The sequence below is a fragment of the Yoonia ponticola genome, from assembly GCF_014199395.1.
GTDB classification, from domain to species: Bacteria; Pseudomonadota; Alphaproteobacteria; order Rhodobacterales; family Rhodobacteraceae; genus Yoonia; species Yoonia ponticola.
The window spans coordinates 1-11872 of sequence record NZ_JACIJM010000021.1; the positions used below are offsets into that span (position 1 = coordinate 1).

The 11872-nt window shown below is 50.9% G+C and carries 12 protein-coding genes, 1 tRNA gene and 2 pseudogenes; 4 read left to right on the forward strand and 11 right to left on the reverse strand.

Translation table 11 applies throughout. From position 1 onward, the window contains the following. Window positions 1-328: 328 nt before the first annotated feature. The 6 genes and pseudogenes from FHS72_RS18170 to FHS72_RS18195 form a co-directional block, all read right to left on the reverse strand. Window positions 329-412: pseudogene (locus tag FHS72_RS18170) on the reverse strand (transposase); the annotation flags it as partial. A gap of 241 nt (window positions 413-653) precedes the next feature. Continuing rightward, a pseudogene (locus FHS72_RS18175) lies at window positions 654-812 on the reverse strand (transposase); the annotation flags it as partial. 154 nt (window positions 813-966) lie between these two features. After that, complete coding sequence (locus tag FHS72_RS18180; RefSeq protein ID WP_183531163.1) at window positions 967-2253, reverse strand: TRAP transporter large permease; 1287 nt, start codon at window positions 2251-2253, stop codon at window positions 967-969. After that, on the reverse strand, window positions 2250-2762 hold the full coding sequence (locus tag FHS72_RS18185; RefSeq protein WP_183531164.1) for a TRAP transporter small permease: 513 nt from the start codon (window positions 2760-2762) through the stop codon (window positions 2250-2252). The genes FHS72_RS18180 and FHS72_RS18185 overlap by 4 nt, the downstream gene beginning before the upstream one ends. Beyond that, window positions 2762-3736: a TRAP transporter substrate-binding protein gene (locus tag FHS72_RS18190; RefSeq protein ID WP_183531165.1), complete on the reverse strand. Its 975-nt coding sequence runs from the start codon at window positions 3734-3736 to the stop codon at window positions 2762-2764. The genes FHS72_RS18185 and FHS72_RS18190 overlap by 1 nt, the downstream gene beginning before the upstream one ends. Window positions 3737-3832: 96 nt before the next feature. Continuing rightward, window positions 3833-4951 carry a pyridoxal phosphate-dependent aminotransferase gene (locus FHS72_RS18195; protein ID WP_246414882.1) on the reverse strand — a complete coding sequence of 373 codons (1119 nt, stop codon included), beginning with the start codon at window positions 4949-4951 and terminating at the stop codon, window positions 3833-3835. Window positions 4952-5095: 144 nt separating this feature from the next. On the opposite strand from FHS72_RS18195, the gene FHS72_RS18200 reads away from it, so the two are divergent. After that, window positions 5096-5491 carry a RidA family protein gene (locus FHS72_RS18200; protein ID WP_183531167.1) on the forward strand — a complete coding sequence of 132 codons (396 nt, stop codon included), beginning with the start codon at window positions 5096-5098 and terminating at the stop codon, window positions 5489-5491. Here FHS72_RS18200 and FHS72_RS18205 read toward each other — a convergent pair. From FHS72_RS18205 to FHS72_RS18215, 3 genes are all read right to left on the reverse strand, one after another. After that, on the reverse strand, window positions 5488-6201 hold the full coding sequence (locus tag FHS72_RS18205; protein WP_183531168.1) for a GntR family transcriptional regulator: 714 nt from the start codon (window positions 6199-6201) through the stop codon (window positions 5488-5490). The two genes, FHS72_RS18200 and FHS72_RS18205, sit on opposite strands and share 4 nt — an antisense overlap. Before the next feature lie 799 nt (window positions 6202-7000). Next, a protein-coding gene (locus tag FHS72_RS18210; protein ID WP_425511126.1) for an IS3 family transposase occupies window positions 7001-8157 on the reverse strand; the annotation gives its coding sequence in 2 pieces (ribosomal slippage) (window positions 7001-7920 and window positions 7920-8157; 1158 coding nt in all). Window positions 8158-8222: 65 nt separating this feature from the next. Further along, the gene (locus FHS72_RS18215) at window positions 8223-8504 is read right to left on the reverse strand and encodes a DUF6471 domain-containing protein (RefSeq protein ID WP_183531170.1); all 282 of its coding nucleotides are present in this window, start codon (window positions 8502-8504) and stop codon (window positions 8223-8225) included. A gap of 97 nt (window positions 8505-8601) precedes the next feature. Here FHS72_RS18215 and FHS72_RS18220 point away from each other — a divergent pair, with 97 nt between their 5' ends. From FHS72_RS18220 to FHS72_RS18230, 3 genes are all read left to right on the forward strand, one after another. Further along, window positions 8602-9564, forward strand: a complete 963-nt coding sequence (locus FHS72_RS18220) for an IS1595 family transposase (RefSeq protein ID WP_183531171.1) — start codon at window positions 8602-8604, stop codon at window positions 9562-9564. 228 nt (window positions 9565-9792) lie between these two features. After that, window positions 9793-10329, forward strand: a complete 537-nt coding sequence (locus FHS72_RS18225) for a hypothetical protein (RefSeq protein ID WP_183531172.1) — start codon at window positions 9793-9795, stop codon at window positions 10327-10329. Between the two features lie 266 nt (window positions 10330-10595). After that, window positions 10596-10790: a hypothetical protein gene (locus tag FHS72_RS18230; RefSeq protein ID WP_183531173.1), complete on the forward strand. Its 195-nt coding sequence runs from the start codon at window positions 10596-10598 to the stop codon at window positions 10788-10790. A gap of 15 nt (window positions 10791-10805) precedes the next feature. On the opposite strand, the gene FHS72_RS18235 is transcribed toward FHS72_RS18230, so the two are convergent. Together FHS72_RS18235 and FHS72_RS18240 are read right to left on the reverse strand one after the other, a co-directional pair. Next, entirely contained in the window at window positions 10806-11261 is a 456-nt protein-coding gene (locus FHS72_RS18235) for a hypothetical protein (RefSeq protein WP_183531174.1), read from the reverse strand. A gap of 517 nt (window positions 11262-11778) precedes the next feature. Further along, a tRNA-Met gene (locus tag FHS72_RS18240) sits at window positions 11779-11855 on the reverse strand. Window positions 11856-11872 lie beyond the last annotated feature (17 nt).

The window sequence follows — 11872 nt, forward strand, 5'->3', positions numbered from 1 at the left end:
GAAGGGTAAGCTGTTGGAACTACTGCACATAACAAAGCCCGCCGGAGAAGCGGGCTTGGGTAAAGTAGAAAGTTCGCTAAATTTGGTTGCGGGAGCTTGCAACCAACGATACTTACTCCTTAATGCTAGGTTTTGAACGGACAGCGTTCCAGACCTTCGGTTCGAAGCCCATTCCCCGGGGCTGAAGCCTGATAACGTCTTCAACGCGCCATCTTTTGTTGCGGATCTCGACAGGAGTTCAGTAAATTACTGTGCGTTGATTTCATTTGTGTCAAACTTGGCAAGATCGTAAAAATCAAAACATCCAAGAACGCTGACGATCTCTAGCTGTTTCCACAAAGCCAGTCGTCTGGCGAAGCACCATCCCGAAAAGCACTTTCATCGTCAAACAGGTCTGGATCGCAGCGTCAGTGAATGTCCGCGACCTGCCGCCGTAAGGTCAGTGCCGAAAGCGGCGTTCAGGTTTCGCGTTAGCTCCGCTTGCGTGATGGGCGTGCCGTTCATGTCGAACGTTTGACCGCATCTGAAAGAAGTTGTTCCAACTCAGCGTTCACGAGCGGAGACAGTCCGGTCTGGATCGCTTGAAGTGTGGCGCGATTGTCTGGCCGAGTTGCGACCTGGCGCACGGCGAAATTCCAGCTCGCATCTATCTATTCCCGCGGCGCGTCACGCCAGCGCAAGCCGTTGCGATTGATGCAGACAATTCCGCTGAGGACCCGTCGGTCATCGACACGCGGCACGCCATGACTTTTCGGAAAATAAGGCCTCAACCGCTCCATCTGAGTTTCGCTCAACCAATACAGATTGCTCATCATGCCCCCTTTAATTCGGGGACTGTGAATCATGCAGGCCTCGTAGGCTCGCCCCGAGAAAGCCCGGGTTCAAGATTAACGCCCTCACCCGCCACCTACCCCAACACGAATAGTAGAGAGGGCAAGGCGTTCGACCGAGGAGCAGGTCGACTTGTTAAAGTTTACTCGGCAGCCATAGAACAATATCCGGCACCGCAATCAACACCGCCATCAGAACAAGTAAAACCCCAAAATATGGCACGACGGATTTCGCAATCCGCATCATGGGTTCTTTTGTAATGCCTTGAATAACGAAAAGGTTGAACCCAACTGGCGGCGTGAGCTGTGCCATTTCGATTGTGACGACCAGAAAAATACCGAACCAAAGCGGATCCCATCCCGCAATGAGTATAGCCGGCAAAGTGATCGGAAGGGTGACAACAATCATCGACATTCCATCGAGAATGCAGCCAAGGAAAAGGTACAAAACCAGCAGCACCAAAACAATGCCCACAGGCGACAGGTTTGCATCGGTGACGAAACCAACAACAAAAGTTGGAATACCCAGATAGTTGAAAGCCACAGAAAGAAAAGCGCCTCCGCTAGTAATGAGGGCTAGCATGCTTGAGGTATATACAGTCGACACAGCCGCGGCGCGAAGTGTTGAAAACGACAAATCTCCTGATAAGGCCGCAAGCGCCATAGCCCCAGCTACGCCTAGAGCTGCTGCTTCTGTTGGGCTGGCAACTCCACTGTAAAGGCCTACAATCAACAACATAATCAGTGCCGTTATTGGTCCCAAGTCGCGGATGCTTTGTATTCTATCTTTACGAGTATACGTCTCGCCGCCAGCCTTGGACGTCCCGCGATAAATGCTGAGCGCCATCGTCATAAGACTAAACCCAAAGGCGAGGAGTAATCCTGGAATGATGCCCGCGATAAACAGCTGCAAGATAGAAACCTCTGCCAGAACCCCATAGATAATCATAGGTAGGCTAGGTGGTATCAAGAACCCAATCGTGCTTGCCCCCGCAAGAGATCCAATCGCAATGTCGCGGTCATACCCGCGCTTATCAAGCTCACTCAGAGTAATGCGCCCGACAGTTGCGGTTGTCGCTGCTGAAGATCCAGAGACTGCAGCGAACAGCGTAGACGCGACGATGTTGATATGCAGTAAGCGGCCGGGAAGACGTGTCGTCCAAGGGGCCAATCCTGAGAACATGTTCTCAGATAAGCGCGTGCGAAACAGCATTTCTGCCATCAAAATAAAGAGCGGCAAAGCCAATAGCTCAGTCGAGCTGACGGTGTTGAATAAACTTTGCCCAAGGATTTTATCAACCGGAAGGTCACGAAAAACGCCTAGTCCGACGATCCCGGTGGCCATCATCGACAAGCCAATCCACACACCACTTGCCAGCAACACTAGGAAGACACCAACAAGCGTTGAAATAAGAATAGTCATCCGTGGTCTTCCTTACTCAACTCATTACTATCAAATAATAATAAGATTATTTTGGCGGCGAACGTGAAAGCAAACAATGTCATGCCAAGCGCCACAAAAGCTTGCGGCACGGCCAGAGGAATCGATAACTCCCATGATCGCGACCCGCGTTGAAGAGATGTAATGGCGAGGTTTATGAGCGCGGTTGCGCCATAACTACTGACTGCAAAGGCGACGGTCAAAACCACCGCTTCTACAAGCCAAGCCAATCGCCCACTTAGACGACCTGAAAGCATGGTGACACGCACATGGCTCTCTGAGACAAGCGCTGGTGCAAGTCCCAGAAAGAACATCGCAGCCATCATAAACGCCGCCATCTCCCAACTTCCCGCCAAAGAGCGGGAAAGAAGGTTGCGTGACAACAGTTCCCCCAAGAGCACGAGAAAAATCATCCAAAGGAATATCGCTGCTGTTGATTCAGCAATCTTTGAACAGACGTTAACCACGCGATTGAGGGAGCGGATCTGCATCAGTTGCGCTCGAGCAAGTAGGCATCAAGAACAGGACGAGCATCTGGGCCGGCGGTTTCTACAAAGTGATCCCACTGCTTTTCGGCGGCCTCTTCAAGTGCAGCTGAAAGTGCTTCACTTGGTTCCGAAACAGTCATACCCGCATCTGCTAGTTCCTTCAGACGAACGCTATCTTCTTGCTCGGCAACACCCCGAAATTCGGGCTGCATACGCTCTGCTATGTCCGCGATGATCTGCTGATTTTCTGCAGACAGTTTGTTAAAGCTATCCAGATTGACACTCACAACTGCGGTTGGGTTCACATAGCTGGTGGTTGTAACCGCATCCATGAACTCCCAGAATTTTCCGTCCACACCCGATGTGGCCGACGTTGCGATCCCGTCGAGGCCACCAGAGGCAAGTGCGACAAGCGCATCGGCCCAAGGCATTAACGCAGGAGCCGCACCGACGTCAGACAAAAACTCTGTGCTCGACTTGTTTGCCGTACGGATTTTGAGCGTTTCGAGATCAGCAACTTCCACAATTGGCGTTTTTGTATAGAGGTGCGCACCTGGCCAAAAGACGGAGTACAGAATTTTTTGATTGTTACGTTCGGCAATCTGCTCATAAACGGGTCTTGCCAGCGCATCCAGTTTTGCCGCATCGTCAAAGTTACGTGTCAGGTAGGGCTGCCCCTGAATGCCGAAGAACGGCTCATCACCAACCGTGGTATCCAAATGGAAATGTGCAATCGGAACGATGCCATCACGAACCGCGCCCAGAACTTCCGGCCCCTTTAGCCCAAGCGAGCCACCAGCCATAACGTTGATCACAACGTCGCCGTTGGTTTCGGCCTTAACAGCGTCTGCAAATCTTATGGCGTTTTGCGTATCAAAATTTCCAGTGGGGAAGTTGATGTGCATATCCCAAACTGTTTCTGCGTGGGCACTTGTTGCGAAAAGCAAAGCAAGGGCGGTTATCGCACGAATTGACATTTTTTAGGTCTCTCTCTGTTGTTTCTCTTTAAGTCTTGGACTTGTTTTTTTGCTCTACGGTTTTCCGCAGTATTTTTATTTTAATGACTTACAGCGTCACAGTTTATTGAAAAAGGTTTGCATCCGATCCATAGCGGTTTCGATGCGTTCATAGCTTGCGGACCCGAAGCACACGCGTAGGAAGCCCTCGCCGGCCTGTCCATAAAACGCACCAGATTCCACCACCACATCAGCCTCCTGAAGCAAAAGGTCAGCGGCCTCTTGGCTTTTCAGGCCCGTAGCTAAAATATTGGGGAAGGCATAAATCGTGCCTTCTGGACGCGCGCAAACAACTCCGGGCATTTGGTTGAGACGCGAGACTACCAAGTCGCGCTTGCGTTTATCGTCTGCTACCATCTCGGCCAGAATTTCGTTCGCCCCCGTCAATGCCGCGATCCCGCCATATTGGATGAACGTATTTACGTGCGTAACTTCGCTTGCGACGATCTTGGCAACTGCACCCAAAACCTCTTTCCCTGCAGTGAGATAACCAAGTCGCCAGCCATCCATCGCAAAGGATTTGGTGAATGCGTACATCGACACAGTGCGGTCTTGCATGCCGGGGAGCGACGCGATGCTGACATGCTCCGCATCGTCAAATACGATTTGATCATAGACCTCATCCGCAATGACATACAGATCATGGCGCAGCGCAAGTTCAGAGACACTCATCAGCTCTTCGCGAGAATACACACGCCCTGTTGGATTGCACGGATTGACCAACACAATGGCTTTGGTTTGAGGCGTTATAGCCTTTTCGATAAGTGCGGCATCAAGCCTATAGTTATCTTCGGGATTTAGAGCGACGATAACAGGCTTGCCCCCAGCCATTTCAATCTTACCCAAATGCTGAGGGTAGTATGGCTCAACGAGAATAACTTCGTCCCCATCATCAACGAGAGCCATAAAGGCCGCATAGGATGCTTGGGTTAACCCGTTGGTCACAATAACATCATCAGATGTAATTTGAATTCCGTTGTAAGCGATAAGCTTATCGCGAATGGCGTCCCTAAACTGCGGCAACCCGGGTAAGTCGCTGTAGTGTACCTCGCCACTGCGTAAGGCATTTACCGTCGCATCTACGATGTGTTTGGGCGTGGTGTGAAACGGGCGACCAAGCTCCAAATGGATTATGTCACGGTTCGTGTGGTCAACACCCGCGGCCTTAGCGACCATGCCGTAGCTCTTGGGAGAAGTGTCAGTGATACGTCTTGAAAGTTTTCGCATGGCGTTCTGCTTATTCCAGTATGGATCGTTGTCGAGCGGGTTTTTTTAGGCTATTCTAAATTTGATCAAATGCGCAAGTAGAAAGAAACCAAAATGACAAACCAAACGAGACGAGCCATTTTGTCCGGCTCGAAGTTCGAAACATTAGCGGGCTACAGCCGCGCCATCGTTGATGGGGAGTTTATTTTTGTTTCTGGAACAGTAGGTTACAATTTCAAAACCGGGGAGGTTCCTGAGGGTGTAGAAGACCAAACTCACCGAGCCTTAGCAAACATTGCCGAAGCTCTGGCGCAGGCAAATGCGACGTTGCAGGATATTGTGCGCGTACGCGTGTTTCTGACGACGCGTGACGACATCATGCCCGTCTCTAAAATATTGGGTGGTACATTTGGTGAACCTCGCCCCACCAACACAACTGTCATCGTGCAATTGGCCGAAGAGCAAATGAAGATAGAACTAGAGGTTACCGCGCTTAAACGCGCCGATTAACTGTCGGCCAATTGGTCCTGCAGCGCAGCTTGCAGTTGCGTCTGAGTGCGGCGAATATCAGCCTCCACCTCATCAGCTGCTCGGTCGGCATCATGGCCGCGTAGCGCTTCAACAATTTCCATATGCCCAATGGCATATGGCTTATGATCGCCATCGCGCCATGAACTATTGAGCTGCTCAGATAGCATCCGCATGTAAGGACCATATTGGAGCCAAAGAGCTTCAATTAATGATGGCAGCACTCCAGAACCGGATGTTCGGTATATTGCGAAGTGAAAATCTCTATTCTTCAACAGCATATCATGAACGTCGCGATGATTTGCGACCTCAGAATGGATGCGGGCCAACCGTGCCAACTCATCCAATGCATCTTCTGTAATCCAAGTTGCGGCAAGCATGGTCGCTTTACGTTCCAATAGAACGCGAGCCTCGATTATGTCGTCCAAACGCTTACGATCCACCGCTGGCACGCGCGCAGAGCCACTAGACCCTACTTCCAATGCACCTTCAGTAGTTAGTCGCCGCAGAGCTTCACGAACTGGCATATGACTGGTTTGAAACGCTTGTGACATCGCAGAAATCGTCAGAACCTGACTCGGATCAAATCGCCCCACGGTCAACGCATCGCGCAAGGCACGATAAACAGTGTCACCAACGGTGGATCTTGACGCAACTGGGTCTAAATGATCAAGGCTGGATTTAAATCTCATGTAGCCCCCTAAAACAACACACCCGACAGTTAGTCAATATTGCGCTCACATGACGGATGTGCAAGCTCATAATATCTGTCTGCGTCAGCCATGAAAAGCATTACTACGAGTTTACCTAGAGCGTACGGTTTCTTGAAACTTCATTCTATTTGAATCCCACAGACGCCCAGCATGGGAGACACTAATTGGTATACGGCGACTTTGTTCGCAATGCCGTTACACCAGCGCCCGTACTCTTGGCTTATCGCAAGTCAAAGCAGCAAAGGGCGACAATTACAATCGCTGTAAAAATAGCTGCGGCAACACCGGCCCCCACAAGCATCCATAGCTTGCTGATCGGCTAATTACGCCCTTTTAAACACCCCTCCACGCCGTTGTGGTGGTAGGTTTTGGCGGGCTGCATGCCGGCGAAGTGCCGATTTAAATAACTTAAGAAAATTCTAGACACTCAAGATTTGAGGTTTCGGGAAAAGTCACGTGAACGCCTTATTCCCAACACAGAGTTCTGGACATTGCAGGCGAAGAGTTCACTTTGAGATAAAACAATTGCGTCATTTGAAATGCAGTTATTAACTTGGGATTTTTATCGAAAAATAAACCGATTTTGAGTCTTTAGAAGAAGTGACGAATCTCGATGGATCAAATTTTAATGTGCCAGGCATGGGGGTAAAAGCTCTGCGTGCTACGCCGATATGTTATAACAAAGGACTTAGTAGTTGAATAAAATGAAAAGAATAGCGGTTCTAACGTCGATTATTTGCTTATTGACAAGTTGTGGTGCTGAGGTGCCCCTAGTTTCCTAGACGCCTGCTTCGTTCATTTTCTTCTGTTTCATTTCATAGTCAACCGGCGACAGCATGCCATTGTTGGTGTGCTTGCGTGTTGGGTTGTAAAACATCTCGATGTAATCGAACACGTCCTGCCTAGCAGCGTCGCGTGTCAGGTATGTCCGTCGCCTGATCCGTTCTCGTTTTAGGAGCTGGAAGAAGCTCTCAGCAACGGCGTTGTCATGGCAATTTCCACGGCGGCTCATGCTGGCATCCAGATTATGTTTGCCAAGGAACGATTGCCACTCTGTGCTGGTAAATTGGGAGCCTTGGTCGGAGTGGATCATGACTTTGGTCTTTGGTTTACGCCGCCACATGGCGCTCAGCAGGGCCTGCAAAGCGAGGTCGGTTGTCATGCGTGACTGCATCGACCATCCGACAACGCGTCTTGAGAACAGATCAATTACGACAGACAGATACGACCAACCTTCGTGGGTTCTGATATAGGTGATGTCGGTCACCCAGATTGAATCTGGCGCGCTGACATCAAACTGTCGGTCCAATGTATTAGCCGCAACCACTGCTGGCGTCCCGCCGTATTTACCAGGACGGCGTTTATAACCAATCTGTGCTGCGATGCCTGCAAGGCTGGCCAGACGCGCCACGCGGTTCTCGGAACACAACTCGCCCTGATCGCGCAAGTCGTCCGTCAATTTACGATAGCCATATACCTTGCCGCTGTCAGCCCACGCCTGCTGGATCAGTTCAGTCTGACGTGCATCTTCGAGCGCACGCGCACTTAACGGTTCTTTAAGCCATGCATAGAAGCCGCTGAAATGCACCATCAGCACCCGGCACATCGACCGCACTGAAAACTCTGCACGGTGGGCCTCAATAAACGCGTACCTCACTGAGACTCGCGCGCGAAGTACGCGGTCGCCTTTTTTAAGATGGTGCGTTCCTCGGTTACCCGCGCCAGTTCGCGCTTCAACCGTCTTATCTCAGCAGCTTGGTCCAAAGCCTCGGCTCGTACATGCGGCAGCTTCGAAAACTGCGTCTTCCAAGTGTACAGCGACTTAGTGCTAATTCCCAGCCGCTCAGCCACTTCGCTGACCGCATATCCACGCTCTACGACCTGTGCCACAGCGTCCTGTTTGAACTCGTCTGTAAACCGTATTCCTTTGTTCATATCCGTCTCTCCTTGGTTCCAAAATTACGGCATTATGGAGCAAGCTCACCAAATAAGGTGAGGTGTCATTCAACCTTTATTTCAAGGTCCATCGCAGCAAGGCATTGAAGTAAGAACGCAGAGCTAAACCCACCGCGACTTATTTTGTTGGCGACGCCACCCGAACTCATATCAACACCTATTAGAGACAGGCGCGTCGTGAGTTGATCAACGGTCACACCTTTTGCGCGCATGGCTTCGCGCACCATTTCTCTGGCTTTGTCTTCATATTCTGCATTCACAGGGTTTCTCTTGCGAGCAACGGGCTTTGGCGGCGCGGGTCGCTGCACCTTATCAATCATTTCCATGGATCACCTTTTTTGGAATAACCATATTCGGTTAATATATGTGTTGACGTGGGTTCTGTCCACTGTCATATATTGCTAACCAAATAAGGTTAGCATCATGTCACAACACTTCCTCTTGTCACCAGCCGCAAAAACACTTTCACTAGTAAAGGTTATGCGCATGTCACACGACGAAGCCCGCGACGCTTTCCGCAAAATCCGCTTTGCTGACACCGATGGCGAGCCTTACTGCCCAGAATGCGGTTGCTGTGAAGCCTATGACCTCAAAACACGTCAGGTGTACAAGTGCAAAGGCTGTGCAAAGCAATACAGCCTGGCCTCTGGGACGATCTTCGCAAGCCGTAAACTGGCAATCCGCGACATTCTGGCCGCAATCGCGATCTTCATAAATGGCGCAAAAGGCTACAGCGCGTTGCAGTTGTCCCGCGATCTGTCTGTTGACTACAAAACTGCGTTTGTTTTGCTACACAAGGTCCGCGAAAGCATAGAGATTGCCCGCAACAACGGCGCATTGTCCGGCAATGTCGAAGTGGACGGCGCTTACTTCGGAGGCTATGTGAAGCCAGCTAACGAAAAGAAGGATCGCAAGGACCGTCGCAAGAAGGTTCATCAGTCAGGCAAGCGTCAGAGCGTTATCGTGATGCGTGAGCGCGGTGGCCGTACACTTACATATGTTACGCGCACCGAAGCCGAAGGGGTGGCTCTTGTGGCCGCTAACGTCGAGCACGGCGCAACAGTTCATGCAGATGAAGCGTCCCACTGGGACAAGCTGGCCGCTTACTTCCCGATAAAGCGCATCAATCACCAGATCGCGTATTCCAAGGACGGGGCCTGCACCAACCAAGCGGAGTCATTCTTTAGCCGCCTGCGCCGCGCAGAGGTTGGTACACACCACCATATCGCAGGTAAGTACTTGGGCGCATATGCTGCTGAAATGGCATGGCGTGAGGACACTAACCGTCAGGCTAACGGCCATCAGTTCGCAATGGCGATGGGCGCGGTTGCTGTGGCCCCTGTGTCCCGCCAGTGGGCTGGATATTGGCAGCGCCACGCCGCATAAATCAAAAGCAACATGGACAGACTTGCGCAAGTTTAATGCGATGCAAGCAGCTAGCAAATCACGCGCTTGCAAAGTGCGAGAGTGGAAAGTGATGTTTTTGAAGCGCCACACCTTGCCGCACGCAACCAAATAGGGTAGAAACGAAAAAACCCACCGCCATTTCTGGGGTGGGTGATTCGGAACCTAGGGTTAGTGGCCCTATGATGGTTCATAGCTTGTGAGGAATTCATGCCAGAATACGTCGAGAACGTCAATAAAGCTTTTGAGGAATTGCGCGATTGGGCGGAGCAAATTCGCGCGGCTGATCGGGGTGGGCCTTACCAGCGGCTGGACAGTATCGCGGACCTTTTAGCTGAGGTTCCGGATGAATTGGTTCGGCTATATGGCCTTACATCCGCCTTGCCTGCCGATTTGGGCAATGTCCACGACCTCCCCCCAGAACTGCTTGAGGAATTGTCAGTCGCTAAGGCTGACGAGCTTGAGGACCAGCTTGTCACGGTCATTCGCGCATATGGCGACGAGGCATCTTTGGATCAAATCCTGGTGGGGCTGTGGCGTAAGTTTAAGGTCAGCCAAAAGAGGCGATTTCTGCAAAACAAGCTTTACCGCATGGACACCATTTGGAGCGTGCCCGGTCGGAAAGGTGTTTACACGACCACCGAGCCACATGACCAACACGAACCTAAGATTACGTCAAGTGAAGGTGATGGGTACGGAAGCTATGTTCCGCCCGTCAATGATCTTGACTCAGACATTCCCTTCTAAGGGGGTTAAGCGCTGCCCGCTTACAATCGATTGCAACAAAGGAGGTTCGAGCAGTGGAGCCCATATGACGACCACCCTGATCTGCCAAAGTGCTCGTAACACTTAGCAGGTGAGCAGCCGCCGTAAGGGCGTGCAGGAGGCGGGGCCTAGGCTTCGTCTCCATCCCTGAAACTGACTGAACTAACGACAGCCAACAACTGACTGATGATTCATTTTGGAGATTCCGTCAAGTCTGACGTTCGGTCGCAGCATCATAAGGATTTTAGATGCACGATCTGAAAGTAACGCCTGCCATGGCGTCCGTAATCAAACTGGCACGCTCACTCGGAATCCCATATTCGTGGATTTCCGCATATTATGGGGCGCTCAATTTTGGCCGCATCGCTGATGTGGTTAAAGGGCGCTTGTTCCCAGAAGTACCGATGGCAAACAGCTTGCCAGCCGACTTCCCCAAGCCGTGACGACGAAGGGCGACCTCAGTGGTCGCCCTTTTTCACTGCCCATAACTTGCTCGGTCCATCCATCCCGACAGAAACAACAAGCCCATCATGCTTGATAGTGTTTATAGAAATGCCGATGCGCTTTCGCAGCAATCGCAAGGTCTCGGTATCCGTTTCAATCATCTGATCTATTGCCCAAGCCTCTGCGATCTGACGCGCTGAGAGCGGTTCTGAGGCCTCTCTAAGCTGTGTCAGGATAAAGCGCTTCAAATGCCCCTTTGGCGCTGTGTGGCGCGGTATAAACCCGTCATGATAAGTAGTCAGGGGCTTGGCGTTCGGATCAAACAGCGCAACGCAGGCGTCGATATGTTTGATGCTGGTGCGCACCCGTTCCGCTTCTGCCGTAATATTTCCCAGCAGTTTGACCAGTTCTTTTCGTTTGGCGTTCAAGCCCGATACAGTGTTAGGGCGTTCATAATCAGTGTTTTCCATACACCCCTTATGGCTAACCATTTAAGATTATGCAATAACCTTATTTGGTGAGATTACTCCATAATGCCGCAAAATTACCAAGCAAACCGTCTACAAATCTAGGGGCACCTCACTGTAAAACAGTGGTTGATTGAGCGTTACCAAATGGGAGAACGAACCTTTTCAGATTTAGTCATGCCCGGCTTTGGTGACGGTATCCTGAGACAGTTCCTCGATTGCGGTCAGGCCATCAGAGATTTCGTCGCATTTATGGGTTCAGAGTACTGGAAACTTCACTTCGCAGATTTTTTTGATTTAGTCTGTTGGTACTTTGCTGCGTCGAAAATGGCACGAAGCATCTAGCTCGTTAGCGAGTAAATACTAAATAAAGTCACCTTTACCTTTCTTTAAGCTAACACGTTAGCCTGACACATCCGCCAGAACTCCAAACGTAGCACCATCGTAGCACCGCGCGAATTTCGAACGCAAAAAGCCACCCGAAGGTGGCTGGTAACGTATTGAAACTCTTTGCTAAATTTGGTTGCGGGAGTAGGATTTGAACCTACGACCTTCAGGTTATGAGCCTGACGAGCTACCGGGCTGCTCCATCCCGCGACGGTTCCTCAATTTGC

Excerpts from the sequence above, each read along its gene's own strand:
- FHS72_RS18185 (WP_183531164.1), bottom strand. The coding sequence starts at position 2,762 with ATGCAGATCCGCTCCCTCAATCGCGTGGTTAACGTCTGTTCAAAGATT.
- FHS72_RS18205 (WP_183531168.1), bottom strand. The coding sequence starts at position 6,201 with ATGAGATTTAAATCCAGCCTTGATCATTTAGACCCAGTTGCGTCAAGA.
- FHS72_RS18190 (WP_183531165.1), bottom strand. The coding sequence starts at position 3,736 with ATGTCAATTCGTGCGATAACCGCCCTTGCTTTGCTTTTCGCAACAAGT.
- FHS72_RS18230 (WP_183531173.1), top strand. The coding sequence starts at position 10,596 with ATGCACGATCTGAAAGTAACGCCTGCCATGGCGTCCGTAATCAAACTG.
- FHS72_RS18215 (WP_183531170.1), bottom strand. The coding sequence starts at position 8,504 with ATGGAAATGATTGATAAGGTGCAGCGACCCGCGCCGCCAAAGCCCGTT.
- FHS72_RS18235 (WP_183531174.1), bottom strand. The coding sequence starts at position 11,261 with ATGGAAAACACTGATTATGAACGCCCTAACACTGTATCGGGCTTGAAC.
- FHS72_RS18225 (WP_183531172.1), top strand. The coding sequence starts at position 9,793 with ATGCCAGAATACGTCGAGAACGTCAATAAAGCTTTTGAGGAATTGCGC.
- FHS72_RS18220 (WP_183531171.1), top strand. The coding sequence starts at position 8,602 with ATGTCACAACACTTCCTCTTGTCACCAGCCGCAAAAACACTTTCACTA.
- FHS72_RS18195 (WP_246414882.1), bottom strand. The coding sequence starts at position 4,951 with ATGGTCGCTAAGGCCGCGGGTGTTGACCACACGAACCGTGACATAATC.
- FHS72_RS18180 (WP_183531163.1), bottom strand. The coding sequence starts at position 2,253 with ATGACTATTCTTATTTCAACGCTTGTTGGTGTCTTCCTAGTGTTGCTG.
- FHS72_RS18200 (WP_183531167.1), top strand. The coding sequence starts at position 5,096 with ATGACAAACCAAACGAGACGAGCCATTTTGTCCGGCTCGAAGTTCGAA.